17 protein-coding genes are annotated in these 20,454 nt (G+C 51.9%); all 17 read left to right on the plus strand.

All coding sequences use genetic code 11. From position 1 onward, the window contains the following. Positions 1-155 precede the first annotated feature (155 nt). The 17 genes from KNO69_RS05895 (at position 156) to KNO69_RS05975 (ending at position 20,442) form a co-directional block, all read left to right on the plus strand. Positions 156-1,505 (plus strand): ABC transporter substrate-binding protein, encoded by a 1,350-nt coding sequence (locus KNO69_RS05895; protein ID WP_214816672.1) that lies wholly within the window; start codon positions 156-158, stop codon positions 1,503-1,505. Between the two features lie 69 nt (positions 1,506-1,574). Then, on the plus strand, positions 1,575-2,471 hold the full coding sequence (locus KNO69_RS05900) for a carbohydrate ABC transporter permease (RefSeq protein WP_214816674.1): 897 nt from the start codon (positions 1,575-1,577) through the stop codon (positions 2,469-2,471). Between the two features lie 72 nt (positions 2,472-2,543). After that, complete coding sequence (locus KNO69_RS05905) at positions 2,544-3,386, plus strand: carbohydrate ABC transporter permease (protein ID WP_031200025.1); 843 nt, start codon at positions 2,544-2,546, stop codon at positions 3,384-3,386. Between the two features lie 68 nt (positions 3,387-3,454). Next, on the plus strand, positions 3,455-4,855 hold the full coding sequence (locus KNO69_RS05910) for an arabinan endo-1,5-alpha-L-arabinosidase (RefSeq protein WP_214816676.1): 1,401 nt from the start codon (positions 3,455-3,457) through the stop codon (positions 4,853-4,855). 16 nt (positions 4,856-4,871) lie between these two features. Then, complete coding sequence (locus KNO69_RS05915) at positions 4,872-6,182, plus strand: arabinan endo-1,5-alpha-L-arabinosidase (RefSeq protein ID WP_214816678.1); 1,311 nt, start codon at positions 4,872-4,874, stop codon at positions 6,180-6,182. 280 nt (positions 6,183-6,462) lie between these two features. After that, complete coding sequence (gene araB, locus KNO69_RS05920; RefSeq protein WP_214816680.1) at positions 6,463-8,160, plus strand: ribulokinase; 1,698 nt, start codon at positions 6,463-6,465, stop codon at positions 8,158-8,160. Then, on the plus strand, positions 8,154-8,852 hold the full coding sequence (gene araD / locus KNO69_RS05925; protein WP_214816682.1) for an L-ribulose-5-phosphate 4-epimerase: 699 nt from the start codon (positions 8,154-8,156) through the stop codon (positions 8,850-8,852). The genes araB and araD overlap by 7 nt, the downstream gene beginning before the upstream one ends. A gap of 34 nt (positions 8,853-8,886) precedes the next feature. Then, positions 8,887-10,374 (plus strand): L-arabinose isomerase, encoded by a 1,488-nt coding sequence (gene araA / locus KNO69_RS05930; protein WP_214816685.1) that lies wholly within the window; start codon positions 8,887-8,889, stop codon positions 10,372-10,374. A gap of 44 nt (positions 10,375-10,418) precedes the next feature. After that, on the plus strand, positions 10,419-11,942 hold the full coding sequence (locus KNO69_RS05935) for an alpha-N-arabinofuranosidase (RefSeq protein WP_214816688.1): 1,524 nt from the start codon (positions 10,419-10,421) through the stop codon (positions 11,940-11,942). 1 nt (position 11,943) lies between these two features. After that, positions 11,944-12,183, plus strand: coding sequence for a DUF6171 family protein (locus KNO69_RS05940; RefSeq protein ID WP_143404767.1), 240 nt, complete (start codon positions 11,944-11,946; stop codon positions 12,181-12,183). Between the two features lie 15 nt (positions 12,184-12,198). Next, on the plus strand, positions 12,199-13,203 hold the full coding sequence (locus tag KNO69_RS05945; RefSeq protein ID WP_214816691.1) for an aldose epimerase family protein: 1,005 nt from the start codon (positions 12,199-12,201) through the stop codon (positions 13,201-13,203). Next, complete coding sequence (locus tag KNO69_RS05950; RefSeq protein WP_214816693.1) at positions 13,200-14,369, plus strand: sn-glycerol-1-phosphate dehydrogenase; 1,170 nt, start codon at positions 13,200-13,202, stop codon at positions 14,367-14,369. The genes KNO69_RS05945 and KNO69_RS05950 overlap by 4 nt, the downstream gene beginning before the upstream one ends. After that, positions 14,366-15,313 carry a glycoside hydrolase family 43 protein gene (locus KNO69_RS05955; RefSeq protein ID WP_214816696.1) on the plus strand — a complete coding sequence of 316 codons (948 nt, stop codon included), beginning with the start codon at positions 14,366-14,368 and terminating at the stop codon, positions 15,311-15,313. Before KNO69_RS05950 ends, KNO69_RS05955 begins: the two co-directional genes overlap by 4 nt. Continuing rightward, positions 15,310-16,254 carry a glycoside hydrolase family 43 protein gene (locus KNO69_RS05960; protein WP_214816699.1) on the plus strand — a complete coding sequence of 315 codons (945 nt, stop codon included), beginning with the start codon at positions 15,310-15,312 and terminating at the stop codon, positions 16,252-16,254. Before KNO69_RS05955 ends, KNO69_RS05960 begins: the two co-directional genes overlap by 4 nt. Positions 16,255-17,244: 990 nt before the next feature. After that, positions 17,245-17,703: a CopY/TcrY family copper transport repressor gene (locus tag KNO69_RS05965; RefSeq protein WP_214816704.1), complete on the plus strand. Its 459-nt coding sequence runs from the start codon at positions 17,245-17,247 to the stop codon at positions 17,701-17,703. Between the two features lie 45 nt (positions 17,704-17,748). Next, complete coding sequence (locus KNO69_RS05970; RefSeq protein WP_214816706.1) at positions 17,749-17,964, plus strand: heavy-metal-associated domain-containing protein; 216 nt, start codon at positions 17,749-17,751, stop codon at positions 17,962-17,964. An 18-nt stretch (positions 17,965-17,982) separates the two neighbouring features. Next, a complete protein-coding gene (locus tag KNO69_RS05975) occupies positions 17,983-20,442 on the plus strand; it encodes a heavy metal translocating P-type ATPase (protein ID WP_214816708.1) in 2,460 nt (819 codons plus the stop codon). Positions 20,443-20,454: the final 12 nt, after the last annotated feature.

Below are 20,454 nucleotides of genomic sequence, written 5' to 3' on the forward strand. Positions count from 1 at the left end.
AACGCTTTCATTATCAATTATATCGGTTTCTTGGCTAGTGAATGTATAGTGTCGTGTGGGCTTCATTATACAGTTTTCTTTTTTATTTAACTCAACATGTACGTACATCTTTATCATGCTTTGCACATGAATATAAATTGATGGAGGAATTCACAATGAATCGTAAATCGAAAAAAATGTTTGCGTTGACGATGTCAGCACTGATGACAACTTCTTTTGCGATCGCCGGCTGTTCGGGAGACGAGGCAGGCGCGGATGGAAAAGTTGAACTGACATTTATGTTCCGTGGAAATCCAGAAGAGTTAAAAGCCTATCAAGCGACGGTGAAACGTTTTGAAGAAGCCAATAAAGACGTTAAGGTGACGATGGTCCAGACGGCGCCGGATCAGTACGACACGAAACTCAAATCGGCCATCGCAGGTCGCAAAATCCCAGACGTCTTCTTCTATAATCCTGCCCAAGTGAAGGCCTATGTAAACTCGGGCGTGCTACTCGATATCACTGAAGCGGTTGAAACTTCAGAAGACGTCAAGTTGGACGACATTTGGGAGAAGGGTGTCGACAAATATCGTTTCGATGGGAAGACGCTCGGAGAAGGCGCGATTTACGGGCTACCGAAAGACTTAGGTCCGTTCGCACTCGGCTACAACAAGACGATGTTCGAAGATGCGGGCATCCCGCTTCCGGATAAAGACAAACCATATACATGGGATGAATTTGTAGACGTGGCCAAACAGTTGACGAAAGACACGAACGGTGACGGGAAGATGGATCAGTACGGCACTGGCTTCAACGTGAACTGGGCTCTTCAACCGTTCGTTTGGAGTAATGGAGCAGACTGGATCAATGAAGATGGTACGAAAGTGACAATCGATGATCCGAAGTTCATCGAAGCGTTGCAATTCTTCGTCGATCAACAGTTGAAACATGGGATCACACCGTCAATCGGCGAAACACAGACGCTCGACACGTACCAACGTTGGTTGAAAGGTCAGCTCGCCTTCTTCCCGGTCGGACCGTGGGATATGGCGGCATTTAAAGAACAGTTGAAATTCGAATACGACTTACTCCCATGGCCAGCTGGTTCTACCGGTAAAGCGTCGGGATGGGTTGGGTCGCTCGGGATTGGCGTCGGTTCGACGACGAAACATAAAGAGGAAGCGGCAGAGTTGGCGATGTACTTGTCTGCCGACCAAGAAGGGCAACAAGCGCTCGTAGACGCGCAAGTCCAATTGCCGAACAGTATGGAAATCGCAGACAACTGGGCAGCTGATACGTCAATCAAACCAGATAACAAACAAGAGTTCCTTGATTTGATCAACGATTATGGCCGCGGCTTCCCGGCTGAGAAAACATACACGGCAGAATGGTACGACGAGTTCTTCAAAAACATCCAGCCTGTCCTCGACGGTAAAACATCGGTCGAAGACTATGTGAAGACGGCGCAGCCGAAGATGCAGAAGTTGCTCGATGCGGCGATCGAACAAGAGAAACAGGCGAACTGATCAGAGAGTCGAAACGGGGGTGGCGAAGTTCGCCACCCGCGTCTCTGACGTTGAAAGGATGGAAGAACAATGAAAACAAAATCGATTTCCAAGTTATATCGAACTGAACAGCGGTACGCCTACTTGTTCGTTGCGGCACCGGTCATTGGGTTCTTCCTCTTCGCGTTCGTACCGTTGATGTATTCCGTTTACGGCGCCTTCACGAATTGGAACGGTCTCGGTCAAATGAAATTTATTGGGTTTGAGAACTTCGTCAATTTGTTCCAAGATGAATATTTTTATAAATCGATGTACAACACGCTCTTCATGATGATTGGGATTCCAATCGGCATCGTCCTCGCGCTTCTGCTCGCACTAGCGTTGAATCGAGGGATTTTTGGGACGAACACGTTTCGGGTAATTTACTACATTCCCGTCATCTCGTCGATTGCCGCCGTCTCGATTTTGTGGCAATGGGCGTATAACGGGGACTACGGATTGGTGAACCAATTCCTGGCTTTAATCGGGATTGACGGGCCGAACTGGCTTCAAAACACCGATACCGTTAAACCCGCGCTCATCCTCATGGCGATTTGGAAAGGTCTCGGCTACACGATGCTCCTTTACTTGGCGGCGCTCCAAAGTGTCCCGAAATCATTTTATGAGGCAGCGAAACTCGATGGAGCCAACGCGTGGCAAAGCTTTTGGCACATCACGCTCCCGATGGTCAAACCGGTCACGTTCTTTATCATCGTGACGAACATCATCGGTGGAGCGCAAATCTTCACGGAAATTAATGTCATGACACCAACCGGGGGTCCGGAGTACTCGTCTGCCTCTGCGGTCTTCTACATTTGGCAAAAATCGTTCGGGAACTTCCAACTCGGTTACGCATCGGCGATGGCGCTCGTCCTCGGGCTCTTCATTTTCATCGTCACGTTGCTCCAATTCCGGATGAATGAAAAATCATCGTTCGATCTTGATTGAGCGATTCGCGTATAGGAAAGGAGAATGACCATGCAATTAGCTCTCTCACGGAAAAAAGAGAACGTGGAAACGATGTCGGTGAAGAAGAAGGACCGGATCACGGATTTCTTCATCTTTATCTTCCTGTCCATCGGAGCGGTCGTCATGATCGCGCCGTTGCTCTGGATGGTATCGACGTCGCTAAAATCAAAAGAGGATGTGTTCGCACTCCCGCCGGTATGGATCCCGACCGATATTTCGTTTAGCAAGTACACGGAAATTTGGAGCATGGGCCCGCTGTTGTCGGGGATATCGAACAGTTTGATTGTCGCATTATCCGTCACAATCGTCGGAACGTTCACGTCGAGCTTGGCGGCATTCGCCTTCGCGAAGTTGAACTTCAGAGGCAAGAATAAAATCTTCCTCCTTTTATTCGCTTCTGTCATGATCCCGTACCCGGTGCTCATGATTCCCCAGTTCATGATGTTCTCGAGCATCGGCTGGGTGGATACGCTGTTACCGTTGATCGTGCCTGGGCTGTTCGGGAACATTTTCATGATTTTCTTCTTGCGCCAATTTTTGAACAGCATCCCGAACTCGATTATCGAAGCGGCCAAGATTGATGGCTGCTCGTACTTCCAAATCTTCTATAAGATTATCTTCCCATTGATCAAGCCGGCCGTGGCCGCGCAATTGATTCTTTGGTTCATGGCAATCTGGAACGACTACCTCGGGCCGATTCTGTATTTGAACTCGCCGGAGAAACAGACGCTTCAACTTGTCATCGCGAACTTTAACGCATCTTATGCAATTCAAAGTGATTATCCGTTAATCATGGCCGCGTCCGTCGTGGCGTTACTCCCGATGTTAATCGTCTTCATGATCTTCCAAAAACAGATCATCGAGTCGATTGCGATTTCTGGTGTGAAGGGCTGAGGTGTGACAAGACAGAGGCACCCGTCTTTTTTAGGCGGGTGCCTTTTTGATGGAGAAAGGAGATTAACATGAAAAAAATGATGGTCTGGATGGCGTTGCTCATCGTCGCGGTCGGAGGTGTTTTCTTCTGGCAGACGACGAGTGCGTCAATCGATGAGTCGGCACTCCCGCAAGCGCCATTTGAACAAAAGGTGGAAGACGTGACGCCGGACGTGCTCAACAAAGAGAGCGAGTGGACGACGAACTTCACGCATGACGGGGCAATCTTTAAAGATGGTGACACGTACTACGTTTTCTCGACGGATTACATGGTGGGTAGTCCTCCGACGCCCGGCATTCAAATCCGTAAATCGACCGATCTCATTCACTGGGAGTTCGTCGGCCGTGTGTTCGATCAAGTGTCTGAAGAGGCGTTCGCTTGGGCCGGTGGGAATACGTTCTGGGCCCCGGCGATCACAAAAATCGGAGATCGGTTCCACTTGTACTATTCCGTATCGGGGGTCGGGAGCCGCACGTCGTACATCGGGCTAGCGACCGCGTCAACGATCGAAGGGCCTTGGGAAGACGAGGGCGCCGTCGTGACGTCGAAAGACGGGGACGGGGGTGTCGCCAACGCGATTGACCCTCATGTGACGCAAGATGCTTCAGGCAAATGGTGGATGACGTATGGGTCGTACTTTGGGGGAATCTTTTTGACGGAGATTGATCCAGGCACCGGGAAGCGAGTGGACGGATCGTCAGAAGGAACGCTGCTCGCCAAACGGAAAGACATGTCGATGGGCATCGAAGGACCGGAAATCTTATATAACGATGAGACAGGTTATTACTACTTGATGGTGTCGTATGGTTGGTTAGAAGATACGTACAACGTCCGAATCGGTCGCTCGAAGTCGATCGCGGGACCGTACGTCGACTCGCGTGGTCGCGACTTACGGGACGAATCGGATGAGTCGTTTGATACGGGCGTAAAAATCGTGGGTTCGTATCGTTTCGAAGGAGATGTCGGATACGTCGGGACCGGGCATTCGGCATTTTTACAAGACGGGACTGACACGTTCGTGTTGCATCAGGCGCGACCGAGTGAGGACATCTATTGGTCACAGTTGCACGTCCGAAAAGTGTATTGGACGAAAGACGGTTGGCCGGTCGTCTCGCCCGAGCGCTATGCAGGTGAAGGAGACGTCGAGGTCGACGACGCCCATCTGGTCGGGGACTGGGACGTCATCACGTTCCCGCGATTCGACGATGGGCAGCAAGCCTCGAGCACGTTGACGTTGGAACGAGGCGGAAAGCTCGAAAACGGGGACGGGTCTTGGCGATTGAACGGCTCGGTCCTCGAGGTCGAAGTCGGACAAGAGATGTATGAGACGCAAGTCGGAGCGGCTTGGGACTGGGAGAATTGGCAACCGACGATCATCTTCACAGGTCTGAGCGAGGACGGCACCGCCGTATGGGGCAAAAAACGATAAAAGGAGAAACGGAAACATGCAAAAATTGAACGGTCCGAAACGAGAAGAACGTTATCTGCTAGAGCGATTGACGAACGAAACGATGTGGGGCACGCACAACGCCCACGATCCGGCGTCAATCAAAGTCGGGGACTGGTATTACGTGTTCTCGACGGATGCCGCCCACGGGCATCAAATCAACGGGGGGATTCAAGTGCGCCGCTCAAAGGATTTGATCCATTGGGAATACGTCGGCTTGGCGTTTGAAGAACTTCCGCACGAGGCTGTTGAATGGACAGGGGCACCGGGGCTTTGGGCGCCGGAAGTCGTGTTCATGGGTGGTCGCTATGTCATGTACTACGCGGCTTCACAATTTGGGCAGACGCAGTCCTATATCGGTGTCGCCAGTGCGGAAACGATAGACGGACCGTGGCAGGATCACGGGCTCGTCGTGAAGAGCGAGGCTGGGACGTCAGGACCGAACGCGATCGATCCGAATATTACGTTCGATGCGCATGGAGAACCTTGGCTCGTCTACGGCAGCTTCTTCGGTGGGCTGTATGTATTCCCGATCGATCCGGAGACCGGGAAGAAACGTCCGGGGAGTGAGGAGACGTTGATCGCGAAACGACATCAACGTGTCGAAGGGGCAATCGAGGGACCGTATATCGTCTACCGGGAGGTGGATCGCCATTATTACTTGTTCGTCTCGTACGACTCCCTATTCAAGGACTATCACATCCGTGTGGCCCGCTCGACTTCAATCACCGGACCGTACGTCGATTTTGATGGGAACGTCATGACCGACCTCGAGATCGACCCGCAACAAGTCGGGATGAAGATTTTAGGGGGCTATCGGTTCGGGGCTGGGGAAGGTTGGGTCGGTCCCGGTCATAACTCCGTCTTGCATGACGGGGACAAGGATTATCTCGTCCATCACGTCAGAGGTGAGCAGGACCCGCACTGGCACGAACTGCACATCCGCAAAATCATCTGGACGGAATCGGGCTGGCCGCTCGTATCTCCGCAACGATATGCCGGGGAAGAAGAACGGCCCATCGAGATGGAGGAACTCGTCGGGGAGTGGGAGTGGATCTACATGGACCGGACGAAACATGACGTCCTGCCTTCAAGTAAGATTCAACTTCTAGCGGACGGGACGTTCGTGACAGAGTATGGCGAACGAGGTCATTTTGAGAAGCTGACAGATACGATTGTCAAACTCTTCGGGCCGGAGGAAATCACCTGGTACGTGTTACCGGGCTGGGACTGGGAGAATTGGCGAGAGACGCTCGTGTTCGCGGGATTGTCTGACCAAGGGCACGTCTTTATCGGCAAACGACTGTAAATATCCGTACAACTTATCGTGTTCGCTTTAAAGATACGTGTCACAGTTTTTTCAGAACTGACGCAAAAATGTTCGAATAAAATACTTAAAACAGTTGATTAATTTAAAATAGTTGATACAATCAAGGTGTAAGTTATACGTACAACTTGATTGTATCTTTTTGTTTTCTGTACGAATCAAGCACAGTACTTGAATAGTTGTACGGATGAAAAGACAGGAGTGCCCACACACTTTATTTTTTTCATCCTATATGTAAGCGCATTCTTTTGAAGGTAGGGTGATGAATATGGCCAACTATACAATCGGCGTCGACTACGGGACGCAATCAGGACGTGCGGTCCTCGTCGACGTAGCGACAGGTCGAGAAGTGGCGACCGCGGTCAAACCGTACACACATGGCGTCATGGATGAATATTTACCAGACGGGGTGACCCGTCTCGAGCATGATTGGGCGCTCCAACATCCACAAGACTATTTAGAAGTGTTAGAACTCACCATCCCGGCCGTCGTCAAAGAGGCGGGGATCACGGCTGACCAAGTCGTGGGACTCGGTATCGATTTCACAGCCTGCACGATCTTACCGATTGACGAACACTTGAACCCGCTTTGTTTTCGCGAGGAACATCAGCAAAATCCGCATAGCTATGTGAAGCTTTGGAAACATCACGCCGCGCAAGACGAGGCGGACGAGTTGAACCGCATCGCGGCCGAGCGGGGCGAAGCTTTCTTGAAACGATACGGCGGGAAAATCTCATCGGAGTGGATGATCCCGAAAGTGTGGCAAATCCTGAACGAAGCACCAGCGATCTATGAAGCGGCGGACCAGATTCTAGAAGCGACGGATTGGGTCGTCTCCCAGATGACAGGTCGCGTCGTTCGGAACAGTTGCACAGCTGGATATAAAGCCATTTGGCATAAACAAGACGGCTACCCGTCAAACGAGTTCTTTAAAGCGCTCGACCCGCGGCTAGAGAATGTCGTCGAAGAGAAACTAACGCGCGACATCGCGCCAATCGGGTCCAAGGCGGGTGAACTGACGGAGGCGTTCGCCGCGCGGATCGGACTCCTCCCGGGCACGGCCGTCGCGGTCGCGAACGTCGACGCCCACGTGGCGGTACCGGCCGTCGGAATCGCCGAACCTGGCAAGATGCTGATGGTCATGGGCACATCGACGTGCCATATCCTACTCGGTAAAGACGAACAAGTCGTCCCAGGCATGTGCGGTGTCGTCGAAGACGGCGTCATCCCAGGATTGATGGGCTATGAAGCCGGCCAATCGTGTGTCGGAGACCATTTTGAATGGTTCACCGAGACGTGTGTCCCAGGACATTATGTCGAAGAGGCCGCCTTGAAAGGCATCGGCATCCATCAGTTGTTGACGGAGAAAGCAGCCCGGCAACGAGTCGGCGAGAGCGGTCTCGTCGCCCTCGACTGGTGGAACGGGAACCGATCGACGCTCGTCGATACGAATTTGACGGGTGTCCTACTCGGAGCGACATTGCTCACGAAACCAGAAGACATTTACCGGGCATTGATTGAAGCGACGGCGTATGGGACACGGACGATCGTGGAAGCGTTCCGGAACAGCGGTGTCCCTGTGCATGAAGTATATGCAGCCGGCGGAATCGCCGAGAAGAACGCCCTCATGATGCAAATCTATGCGGACGTGTTGAACATGGAAATCAAAATCTCCGCCTCCTCGCAAACGCCAGCCCTCGGGTCGGCCATGTTCGGAGCGGTGGCGGCCGGTGCGGAGCGAGGCGGTTACGCCACGATCACGGAAGCGGCAGCGAAGATGGGCCGTGTCAAAGAAGAGACGTACAAGCCGATCCCGGAAAACGTCGCGACGTATGATGCTCTGTTCGCCGAATACACGAAACTATACGACTACTTCGGTCGCGGTGAAAACGATGTGATGAAACGCTTGAAAAAAATCAAAGCCGACGCGTCACGCGTGAAGGAGGAGCCGGTATGGTAAGTCGTCGATTGAAGGAAGCCGTGCTCGAAGCGAACTTGGCCCTCCCGCAACACGGCTTGGTCACCTTCACATGGGGCAACGTCAGCGGCATCGACCGGAAAGCCGGATTGGTCGTCATCAAGCCGAGCGGTGTCCCTTACGAACGATTGACCGTGGAAGACATGGTCGTCGTCGATTTGGAGGGGAACGTCGTCGAAGGCGAGCTTCGTCCCTCATCAGACACACCGACGCATCTCGCGCTCTATCGATCTCTCCCAGAGATCGGCGGGGTCGTGCATACCCATTCGCCATGGGCAACGAGCTGGGCTCAGGCGAAACGAGCCATCCCAGCGTTTGGAACGACACACGCGGATTACTTTTATGGCGAGATCCCGTGTACCCGTGAATTGACAGACGAAGAGATCGAAACAGCATACGAGCTTGAGACCGGACACGTCATTTTAGAGACGCTCGATGAGTTAATGCTCAAAGCTGTCGCCGTACCTGGCGTGCTCGTGGCCAATCACGCGCCGTTCTGCTGGGGCAAAGACGCGAATGAGGCTGTCCACAATGCGGTCGTCCTCGAAGAAGTCGCGAAGATGGGACTTCACGCCTTGAACTTGAACCCTGGCCTGACACCGATTAAACAGAGCATCTTAGATAAACACTATTTGCGAAAACATGGGGCGAACGCATACTACGGCCAAAAATGACCGAGACTTCGCCCTCACATTAGGGGGACTTTGGATGTTGACAGCGAAAACATATGAATTTTGGTTCGTGACAGGAAGCCAAATGCTTTACGGCGAAGACGTGCTTCGTCAAGTGGAGGATCATTCAAAAGAGATGGTGGCCGGACTCGATGCGGCCGACGTCTTCAGCGACCGGATCGTCTTCAAGGGCGTCGTCAAAAATGCAGAAGAGATCCGTCAGATGATGCTTCAAGCGAATGCGGATGACTCATGTGCAGGCGTGATCACCTGGATGCACACGTTCTCGCCATCGAAGATGTGGATCAGTGGCATGCGCGTCCTGCAAAAACCGCTGCTCCATTTCGGTACACAGTTCAACCGTGACATCCCGTGGGATGCGATCGATATGGACTTCATGAACTTGAACCAATCGGCGCACGGCGACCGGGAACACGGCTTTATCACGAGCCGGATGAACGTCAAACGCAAAGTGCTCGTCGGGCACTGGGAAGACGAGACGACGCGCGGCAAGATGGCGAGCTGGATGAAGGTCGCTCATGCGTTGGCCGAAAGCAAAGTGTTAAAAGTGGCTCGTTTCGGTGACAACATGCGCAACGTCGCCGTGACGGAAGGCGATAAAGTAGAAGCGCAGATCCGCCTCGGTTGGACGGTGGACGGATATGGTGTCGGTGATCTCGTCGCATATATGGACGCCGTGACCGACACGGATCTCGATGCGCTGATGGACGAATACGCGTCTCATTACGAGCTGACGAACAAAGGGATGGCAGAAGAGGAGTTCCTCGACTCGGTCCGTTACCAGGGTCGCATCGAACTCGGTATGAAAGCGTTCCTCGAGGCAGGCGGCTATACCGCCTTCACGACGACGTTCGAAGATTTGCACGGCATGAAGCAGTTGCCGGGTCTCGCCGTCCAACGCTTGATGGAGCAAGGCTACGGCTTTGCCGGAGAAGGTGACTGGAAGACCGCGGCGTTGGTCCGTCTCATGAAAATCATGGCGAACAACGAGCGGACCTCGTTCATGGAAGATTACACGTACCACTTCGAGCCGGGCAACGAGATGGTGCTTGGCGCCCACATGTTGGAGATTTGTCCGACGATTGCGGTCGATCAACCAAGAATCGAAGTTCATCCGCTCGGTATCGGCGACCGGGAAGCGCCGGCTCGGATCGTCTTTGAAGGACAGAGCGGCAAGGCGTTGAACGCGAGCATTATCGATCTCGGCCATCGCTTCCGTCTCCTCGTCAATACGGTCGAAGGCATTCAGCCGGAAGAGGCGATGCCGAACTTGCCGGTCGCACGCGTTCTTTGGAAAACAGAACCTTCGATGGCGCAAGCGGTCGAAAACTGGATTCAAGCCGGTGGGGCGCACCACACTTGTTATTCGTATGAAGTGACGACAGACCAACTGCGGGACTTCGCGGAACTGCTCGACGTTGAAATCGCGGTCATCGACGCCAAGACGGAGACGGTCCAATTCAACAACGAACTACGTTGGAACGAACTTTACTATCGACCATAATCTAAAGGGCCACTTCGTTGGTCCTTCTTCATGGAGGAGATACAATGAACAACCAACTCATCAAACCGACGCACGTGACGACAGGGACGTCACAGCTCATCGTCAATGCCGACTTAAACAAAGGGACGATCAGCAAGCACATTTATGGTCACTTCGCCGAGCATTTGGGTCGTTGTATTTATGAAGGGCTCTGGGTCGGTCCAGAGTCGCCGATTCCAAACACGGATGGCATTCGCAACGACGTGCTCGCCGCCTTGAAGAAATTGAACATCCCGGTCCTCCGTTGGCCGGGCGGCTGTTTTGCCGACGAGTACCACTGGAAGGACGGGGTCGGTCCGAACGAGAACCGAAAACGGATGGTCAACACGCATTGGGGCGGGGTCGTCGAAAACAACCACTTCGGTACGCATGAATTCATGCGCCTCTGTGAGCTGCTCGAGTGTGAACCGTACATCTGTGGGAACGTCGGAAGCGGGACGGTGCAAGAGATGTCGGAATGGGTGGAATACATGACGTTCGGTGGCGAGTCACCGATGTCGAACTGGCGACAAGAGAACGGCCGGACCGAGCCGTGGGAACTCACGTACTTCGGCGTCGGGAATGAGAACTGGGGCTGCGGCGGTAACATGCGCCCTGAATATTACGCGGACCTGTATCGCCGCTACCAGACATACGTCCGTAACTATGACGGCAATAAACTCTATAAAATCGCCGGTGGGGCGAACATCGACGACTATAAATGGACAGAGGTCCTGATGCGGGAAGCAGGGACGATGATGGATGGGCTTAGCCTCCATTACTACACGATCCCAGGTGACTTCTGGTTGGGCAAAGGCTCGGCTCTCGATTTCACGGAGGACGAATGGTTCATCACGTTGAAGCGCGCTCTCCATATGGACGAGTTGATCACGAAACACGGCCAGATCATGGACCAGTATGACCCAGAAAAACGTGTCGGCTTGATCGTCGACGAGTGGGGCACGTGGTTCGATGTGGAGCCGGGGACGAACCCAGGTTTCTTGTATCAACAAAACTCGATTCGAGATGCACTCGTAGCTGCGGTCCACTTCAACATCTTCCATAACCATAACGACCGCGTTCATATGGCGAACATCGCTCAAATGGTCAACGTGTTGCAGGCGATGATTTTGACAGAAGGAGACCGATTCATCCTCACGCCGACATACCATGTGTTCGAGATGTACAGCGTCCACCAAGACGCCGAACGCGTCGAACTCGCCGCGTACACACGTAACTATGTGGCCAAAGATGAAGCCATCCCGGCCGTGAACGCCACCGCTTCGCGAAATGCGGAAGGTGTGCTCCACATCAGCCTCTGCCAACTCGACCACGAGCAAGGCGATACGGTCGAAATCGATTTACGGGGAATCGGCGCCATCTCTGGCGTGTCGGCCCAGATTTTGACGGCAGACCATTTGAACGCCCACAATACGTTCGAACAACCTGACCTCGTCTCACCACGGGACCATGACGTGACCGTCACGGAAGACGGCAAGCTCGTCCTCGACGTGCCAGCGATGAGCGTCATCACCATCGCGGTCCGCTGAGATGACAGTGGCGAAGACGCGGCGATGTCGGACCTGTCCACCGCAAACGACAGACCATGACTGGCTGTTGACCATCGATGCGGAAGTCATGGAGCAGGTGTCGGATACGGAATATGAGGCACGCCTCACCCATTGCGCGGCTTGCCCGTTCCAGCAACAAGATACTTGCTTGAAATGTGGGTGTTACGTCTCGTATCGGGCACGACTCGCGACGAAGCACTGCCCAGTGAACGTTTGGTAAAAAGGAGTGGATGTCATGAAGCGGCAACTAGAAACAGCGATTGACGAGTCGACAATCACGCTCGAGAACGATGTGTATCGATTGAACATATTGACTTACGGAGCGACGTTGCAAGAATTTTCGATTCAGGATGACGGCTGGAAAAATATCGTCTTGTCGTACGACACAGTCGAGGCGTACATGCAGGACACGTATTATTTGGGTGCGACGATCGGACGGGTCGCCGGACGGATCGACCAGAGTACGTTCGACCTGGATGGCGTGACGTATCACGTGCCCGCGAATGAAGGTGTCCATCACCTTCATGGCGGAGAAGGGTTGCATCGTCGCATCTGGACGGTCGAACAGAGAACGTCCGACCGTGTGACGCTTCATTGCGTCAGCCCGGACGGAGAGAACGGATATCCCGGGACATTCGACGTCCGCGCCACGTTCGAACTGGTCGACCACGGCGTCACCATCACTTACGAGGCGACCTCTGATCAAGATACGGTGTGTGATTTGACGAACCATACGTATTTCAACTTGAGCGGAGGCGAGCGGGATATCTTGAACCATGAGCTTACGTTGTCCGCCGACACGTTCGCTGAGCTGCGGGATGATTTGATTCCGACGGGTCGCTTGCTTGAAGTCGATCAGACAGCGTTTGATTTCCGGTCTGGTCGTGTCTTGGTGGACGGTCTCGAGTCAACCCATCCACAAAACGAATTGGTCAATGGTTATGACCACCCGTTCGTCTTCACAGAGCGACGGGAAGCGAGACTGTATGACCGAGAGTCACAGCGAGAGTTGACGATTTCGACGACGGCCCCCGCTATCGTCCTCTATTCGGGCAATCAGATGAACGAGACGACTTCATTGCGTGAAGGGACGTCGAGACGTCACTACGGCGTCTGTCTGGAACCGCAACACCTCCCTGATGCGGTTCACCACGAAACGTTCCCGTCGATTCGCTTGAAGGCGGGAGACACGTACCGTTGGCAAGCGACGTACCGCGTCGAGACAGGAGTCAGCCGATGAACCTCGAACAGATTAATGAACACGTACAAGCTTGTGATTGCGGGAATCCCCATCACGCAATCACGATTGAACGGATAGTCGCATCTGAACATATTTGGGTCGAATTAGCTACGTTCGTCCACGAAAAAGAGTGGAATCACCTTCTGGTTGTCGCCGACACGAATACCGAACACGTCGGGTTTCTACCGCTACGAGAAGCCTTGACGGACATCGGAGTCGATGTGTCGCTCGTCTCGCTCCGAGCAGACGAGCAAGGCGACGTGTTGGCGGAGGAACGCTCGATCGTACAAGTATTGCTTCAACAAGATGAAACCGTCGATGCGCTCATTGCGCTAGGGGCCGGCACGATTCATGACGTCACCCGGTTCTGTGCGGCTAAAACGAAAGTACCATTCATCTCGGTGCCGACCGCGCCGTCAGTGGATGGCTTCACGTCGAAAGGGGCCCCTCTCATTGTAAGAGGCAAGAAAATCACGTACCAGCTCGTGTCCCCGATGGCCGTGTTCGTCCCGAGTCAAGTGATTCGGGAGGCCCCCGACGCATTGATCGCGGCCGGGGTCGGCGATATGCTCGGGAAATACACGTCCTTGTTGGACTGGCGGTTCGGAGCATTTGACGGCGGTGAACCGTTTTGTCCGGTCGCCGCATCGCTGACGGAACAGGCGTTACAATCGTGTGTGGACGCCTTGCCTGCCATCTATAAACGAGACGCGGACGGGTTGGATCAACTGATGGAGTCGTTACTATTGTCCGGAGTCGCCATGTTGATTTTCGGTCATTCGCATCCAGCTTCTGGTGGTGAGCATCACTTGTCCCACTATTGGGAGATGGACTTCATCGCCAACCATCGTCCGGCGGTCCTCCATGGAACGAAAGTCGCCATCGCCACGATGGAACTCATCGATTCCTATAAAACAATGATGCTTGAATGGTCCGACACGCCGGGCGCGCTACGGGCGTGGGCCGAGCAGATGCCGACGCGGCAAGAGCTCGAACACTTCTTCCACGCGTTACAGGCACCGCTGCGGCCGGACGAGATTGGGGTCTCCTCGCTCCTGTTGGCGAGTAGCAAGAGAGAGGCGTACCGTTTGAGAGAACGACACACACTGTTGAAACAGTTGAGTTTGAACCGAACAGAATCTGAGATAGGGGAGCGTTCTTTATGAGAGAGACGATCACGAATCCGCTAGTGGAACAACGAGCGGACCCATGGATCATGCGCCATACAGATGGCTATTATTACTTCACGGCCTCGTTGCCGGACTTCACGGGCATCCCGCTCCGTCGGGCGAAGACGCTCGCGGCTTTGACCGAGGCGGAAGAACGAGTCGTCTGGACCAAACGTGAGACGGGCATCATGAGTGCGAACATCTGGGCCCCGGAATTGCATCACATCCAAGGGAAATGGTACCTCTATTTTGCGGCCGCGCGAGAAGATCACGTCTTCGATCATCGGATGTATGTGCTCGAGAACAGCTCGGCGAATCCGCTCGAAGGGGAATGGGTCGAAAAAGGACAGGTCCGGACTTGGTGCGAATCGTTCGCGCTTGATGCGACGACGTTCGAGCACGAGGGGCGCCTTTATTATGTGTGGGCCCAAAAAGACCCGGCCATCGATGGTAACTCGAACCTCTACATCTCGGAGATGGAGAATCCGTGGACGCTCACAGGGCCACAGACGATGATTGCGACGCCGGAGTATGACTGGGAGAAGATTGGGTTCCTCGTGAACGAAGGCCCGGCCGTCTTGAAACGGAAAGGCCACATCTACATCACGTTCTCTGCGAGTGCGACGGACCATCACTACTGCATGGGCCTTCTGCGCGCTACGGTGACGAGCGATTTATTGGACGCGGCGAGTTGGACGAAGCATCCGGAACCGGTCTTTGGAACCGATGAAGCGGCGAGTCAATTCGGACCGGGTCACAACAGTTTTACGACATTAGAAGACGGGACAGACATACTCGTCTACCACGCCCGCAACTATAAAGAAATTGTCGGGGACCCGCTTTGGGACCCGAATCGACATACGCGTGTCCAACCGTTCATATGGGATGAAGCCGGTCCTGTGTTCGGCCGACCGATACGTGACGAGGAGGTAGTAAGATGAACCAAGTAGAGGATCGACATTTGATTTTAGAACAGCGGGCCGACCCATGGGTCTACTTGCATACGGATGGCTATTACTACTTCACGGCGTCGGTGCCTGAGTATGACTTGATTGAGTTACGCCGCGCCAAGTCGCTTCAAGCGCTTCGGACGGCGGAGCCGGTGACCGCATGGGTCAAACACGAGACAGGCCCGATGAGCGACTTGATTTGGGCTCCTGAACTGCATTACATTCACGGCAAGTGGTATCTCTATTTTGCGGCCGCGAAATCGCGGGACATCGTCGACGGTCTGTTCGATCACCGCATGTTCGTGTTAGAGAACGAATCAGCAAATCCGCTCGAAGGGGAGTGGATTGAAAAAGGGCAGGTTCAGACCGAATGGGATTCGTTCGCACTCGATGCGACAGTGTTTGAACATATAGGGACTCACTATTTGGTGTGGGCCCAAAAAGATCCGTCTATCGACGGTAACTCAAACTTGTACATCGCCGAGCTCGAAAATCCATGGACGATTAAATTGCCGCAAGTCATGCTGACGAAGCCTGAGTATGACTGGGAGACTCGCGGTTTCCTCGTCAATGAGGGGGCGGCCGTATTGAAGCGGAACGGCCACATCTTCATCACGTATTCGGCGAGTGCGACCGATGAGAACTACTGTATGGGTATGTTGTGCGCCTCGGAAGACGCTGATTTGTTGAACCCGGCAACGTGGTCGAAATCGTTCCGGCCGGTGTTCCAGACGAATGCCGACGTGAATCAATTCGGACCGGGTCACAATAGCTTTACCGTGAACGAGAAGGGAGAGGATGTCCTAATTTACCATGCTCGGACGTATACGGAAATCGAAGGGGATCCCCTCTACGATCCGAACCGTCATACACGCGCACAAGTGTTCACGTGGAATGAAGAAGGGCGCCCGGAATTCGGGAAGCCGCTCTAATCAGCAACAGATGCTCACACGTTATAGGCCCCTTCTTTGATGTTATTCGCTGAATCCACTCTAACCCTAAATCAATGCGTACATTGTGCATAGTCACCAAATATTTATGGATAGTAGACTATCGTCGTATCGCTTTGTATTGATGGAGAGTGGTTAGTTGAAACCTATCTCAACATGAGGAAAGCACCTGGTCAAGAACCGGATGCTGTACGAAATCGAAGAAGTCGTGACAGAGGAGCAAGCAGAGATTGATGAGGTGTTCGCTATTTCCTTTGTGAGCGTAAAGAGAGATAGAACTTCAATGATCGATTAGTGGATTATATTTTGTTGCTTAGTAAATTCACTTCGAAAATAAGTAGATATTTCCTCTCAATTGCCCATGAGATCGGTAATTGTTTATCGCTTAACGAAATCAATTTCTCGAATAATTGGTTGATACTTAGCGTTGAACCATAGGAGACTGAATATGTTTTTTACTTCTTGTAACATACTGAATGATGTCACCTTGGTCTCATTAGATTATTTTTTGTATACAATACATTTAGTTTCTATATTCAGATTAATTGGATGAGAGCTTTTTTGGGAGTTCAAACATAGAATGGAACTTGTAGTGTAAGAAGGGATACATTTCGACGTCGAAATGTATCCCTTCTTACACTTTTTCATTAATCAGGGTGCCTTCATACGAAAATAGCAATCGAATTATCAAGTTGATTGTAGGAACTCAGCAACAAAACCTTAAAGGCAGCACTTACTTCGTTTTATTACGTCATACTTTTTTGATTTTAAGAAATAGGAGAGAGTTCGATTGAGCCACAGCACCCGAGCCCTCTGCAGAGGCATTGAAGAGTTTTCTAGACAAGAATATAGCCAATGACGACTGAATATCAAACCCGAAAACATAATGGTTGACAGAAAACGTTTACGATTGTAAACTGAAAACAAACAAAACGTTTACGATTGTAAACTTGAAATTTGGAGGTTGGACAAATGGCTGAACATGTCGAAAAACAAATAACGGATTCAGAATGGGAAGTCATGCGTGTCGTTTGGGCCCAAAAGCACGTGACCAGTAAAGAAATCATCGAGGTATTGGAAAAGAAGATGAGCTGGAAGCCTGCGACGACGAAGACATTCATCGGAAGGCTCGTGAAAAAAGGGATGCTCTCAACCGAGGCCGAGGGGAATAAATTCATCTACTCTGCCAACATCGTTGAAGGCGACGTCATCAGAGAGACGTTACATGATCTACTCGATCATATCTGTGACAGGGATGTCGGGAACACAATCGGAACGATGATCACACAGGCGACATTAAGTGTACAGGATATCGAAAATCTCAAAAAAATCCTTGAGATGAAGGAAAGCGAAGCGGTGGAGGACATTCCATGCACCTGTACCCCGGGTCAATGCAGATGTCAGGACCATTCCTGTGGATCCAGACATTGAGTTTGAAATGATGTCATGAACGTAGTGAATAGAAGGAGATTCAAGATGAAAAAAACGATTTTAACGATCAAAGGTATGTCGTGCGCTCATTGTGTTAACAAAGTCGAGTCAGCACTTGAAGGACTGAATGGGGTTGAAAGTGCGAAGGTCAACTTAACGAAAGGCATCGCAAAAGTGAAGTACGACGAGACACGACTAGATGAAAATGAATTTAAAGAAGTTGTGGGCGAGGTCGGTTACGAAGTCGAATCAGCCCAATAAAAATGGAGGTAAGACGATATGGAGAGTAAGACATTTGCCGTGGAAGGGATGACCTGTGCGTCCTGCGTTCAGACAGTTGAAAAAGCAACAAAAAAATTGCCTGGCGTAGTGACCTCTAACGTCAATCTTGCGACTGGGAAATTGAGCATTCATTACGATGAGACGAAAATCTCGCCGCAGGATATTCAGACGACCGTCGAGAAGGCTGGCTACAGGGCCTCAACTGATACCGAGCAAAGATCATTTGTCATCACAGGGATGACCTGTGCCTCGTGTGTGCAGACGATTGAGAAGGCCACGAGGAAAATGGTGGGTGTGACTGAGTCGAATGTGAACCTGGCGACAGAAAAATTAGTCATTCGATATGATCCTCAGCTGGTGACTGTATCAGATGTCGTCCGAGTGGTGGCAAACGCCGGATATGAGGCAAGAGAAGATCAAGAATCAACGGATGGCCAAGATACAGAAAAAGAAAAGAAACTGAAAAAAATTCAATCGATGTGGAACCGATTTGTAGGATCGGCGATTTTCACGATTCCATTACTTTATGTGGCGATGGGGCATATGATCGGCCTACCCCTACCGATGGCATTGCATCCAACGATGAACCCAGAATTGTTCGCTGTCTTGCAGCTCATGATGACGATCCCAGTGATGTTGTTCGGATGGAAATTCTTCTCCGTCGGATTTAAGACATTGTTCAGAGGGCATCCGAATATGGATTCACTTGTCGCACTAGGGACGAGCGCAGCCTTCTTCTATAGTGTCGGTGCCACCATGGCTATCCTCTCAGGTTATGAGGGATACGTGAATAGCCTCTACTATGAGTCAGCCGCAGTCATTCTCACGCTGATCACATTAGGTAAATATCTTGAAGTCCGGTCGATGGGTAAAACATCCGAAGCGATTGAAAAATTGATGGGACTGGCACCTAAGACGGCAAAGGTCGTCCGCAACGGACAAGAGTTAGAAGTATCAATCGACGAAGTCATCGTCGGCGACACGATTATCGTAAAGCCTGGTGAGAAGATTCCGGTGGATGGCGTGGTTCTATCAGGTAATACGTCTGTAGACGAATCCATGCTGACCGGTGAAAGTATCCCTGTTGAAAAAAATGTCGGTGCTCAAGTCATCGGTGCCAGCATCAACAAGAACGGGACCATCCAATACCGAGCCACGAAAGTCGGTAAGGATTCAGCGCTATCTCAAATCATCAAATTGGTCGAGGATGCACAGGGCTCTCGAGCTCCTATCGCAAAACTGGCCGATATCATCTCCGGATACTTTGTACCGATTGTCATCGTCGTCGCGATCCTTTCAGGAATTGCATGGTATTTAGGCGGTCAGACCGGCCTCTTCGCCTTGACGATCACGATTTCAGTACTGGTCATCGCCTGCCCTTGTGCACTAGGTTTGGCCACACCAACAGCAATCATGGTGGGTACGGGCAAAGGTGCTGAGAATGGTGTGTTGATCAAGAGTGGCGGCGCCTTGGAGACGACCCATAAAGTCCAGACGATCGTGTTCGACAAGACAGGGACGATCACTGAAGGAAAACCGAAAGTGACAGATATCGTGACAGTGAATGGACATCAAGAAGATGAGTTGTTACGCTTGACCGCTTCCGCTGAAAAAGGGTCTGAACATCCATTGGGCGAAGCAATCGTAAGAGCGGCAGAGGACAGAATGATGCGTGTCATGGATATCGATCGTTTTGAAGCCATCCCAGGGCACGGGATCGAAGTCCTGATCGACGGAAAAGTCTTGCTTGCCGGAAACAGAAAATTGATGAAAGACCGCGGCATCTCACTGGATGTCCTTGAAGGCGCTTCAGACAAACTCGCACACCAAGGCAAGACGCCGATGTATATCGCGATTGACCAACAAATCGCAGGGATCATCGCTGTCGCAGACACCGTCAAAGAAAACAGTCGTAAAGCCATTCAGAAACTTCAACGAATGGGTATCGAAGTAGCCATGATCACCGGAGACAACAAAGATACGGCCATGGCGATTGCGAGACAGGTCGGGATCGATCGGGTACTGAGTGAAGTGTTACCTGAAGACAAAGCGAACGAAGTGAAGAAGTTACAGGCCGAAGGGAAGAAGGTCGCAATGGTCGGTGATGGAATCAATGACGCACCAGCCTTGGCCCAAGCAGACATCGGAATCGCGATCGGTTCGGGTACTGACGTTGCGATCGAATCTGCAGACATCGTCTTGATGCGAAGCGATTTGATGGATGTACCTACAGCTGTCGAATTGAGCAAGTCAACCATCCGCAATATTAAACAGAACCTGTTTTGGGCATTTGCCTATAATGTCATGGGTATCCCGTTTGCGATGGGGATTGTTTATCTACTTGGTGGGCCCTTATTGAACCCGATACTTGCTGGAGCGGCCATGAGTTTAAGCTCAGTCTCGGTCCTGGTGAACGCACTCCGTTTGAAACGATTCAAGCCTTCGATGATCAAATAAAAGGAGGAATTG

The organism is Exiguobacterium sp. s131, assembly GCF_018617345.1.
In the GTDB taxonomy this organism is placed as follows: domain Bacteria; phylum Bacillota; class Bacilli; order Exiguobacteriales; family Exiguobacteriaceae; genus Exiguobacterium; species Exiguobacterium profundum.

Bases quoted from the DNA above. Each gene is read 5' to 3' on its own strand.
- KNO69_RS05895 (WP_214816672.1), top strand. From the start codon at position 156: ATGAATCGTAAATCGAAAAAAATGTTTGCGTTGACGATGTCAGCACTG.
- KNO69_RS05900 (WP_214816674.1), top strand. From the start codon at position 1,575: ATGAAAACAAAATCGATTTCCAAGTTATATCGAACTGAACAGCGGTAC.
- KNO69_RS05905 (WP_031200025.1), top strand. From the start codon at position 2,544: ATGTCGGTGAAGAAGAAGGACCGGATCACGGATTTCTTCATCTTTATC.
- KNO69_RS05910 (WP_214816676.1), top strand. From the start codon at position 3,455: ATGAAAAAAATGATGGTCTGGATGGCGTTGCTCATCGTCGCGGTCGGA.
- KNO69_RS05915 (WP_214816678.1), top strand. From the start codon at position 4,872: ATGCAAAAATTGAACGGTCCGAAACGAGAAGAACGTTATCTGCTAGAG.
- araB (WP_214816680.1), top strand. From the start codon at position 6,463: ATGAATATGGCCAACTATACAATCGGCGTCGACTACGGGACGCAATCA.
- araD (WP_214816682.1), top strand. From the start codon at position 8,154: ATGGTAAGTCGTCGATTGAAGGAAGCCGTGCTCGAAGCGAACTTGGCC.
- araA (WP_214816685.1), top strand. From the start codon at position 8,887: ATGTTGACAGCGAAAACATATGAATTTTGGTTCGTGACAGGAAGCCAA.
- KNO69_RS05935 (WP_214816688.1), top strand. From the start codon at position 10,419: ATGAACAACCAACTCATCAAACCGACGCACGTGACGACAGGGACGTCA.
- KNO69_RS05940 (WP_143404767.1), top strand. From the start codon at position 11,944: ATGACAGTGGCGAAGACGCGGCGATGTCGGACCTGTCCACCGCAAACG.
- KNO69_RS05945 (WP_214816691.1), top strand. From the start codon at position 12,199: ATGAAGCGGCAACTAGAAACAGCGATTGACGAGTCGACAATCACGCTC.
- KNO69_RS05950 (WP_214816693.1), top strand. From the start codon at position 13,200: ATGAACCTCGAACAGATTAATGAACACGTACAAGCTTGTGATTGCGGG.
- KNO69_RS05955 (WP_214816696.1), top strand. From the start codon at position 14,366: ATGAGAGAGACGATCACGAATCCGCTAGTGGAACAACGAGCGGACCCA.
- KNO69_RS05960 (WP_214816699.1), top strand. From the start codon at position 15,310: ATGAACCAAGTAGAGGATCGACATTTGATTTTAGAACAGCGGGCCGAC.
- KNO69_RS05965 (WP_214816704.1), top strand. From the start codon at position 17,245: ATGGCTGAACATGTCGAAAAACAAATAACGGATTCAGAATGGGAAGTC.
- KNO69_RS05970 (WP_214816706.1), top strand. From the start codon at position 17,749: ATGAAAAAAACGATTTTAACGATCAAAGGTATGTCGTGCGCTCATTGT.
- KNO69_RS05975 (WP_214816708.1), top strand. From the start codon at position 17,983: ATGGAGAGTAAGACATTTGCCGTGGAAGGGATGACCTGTGCGTCCTGC.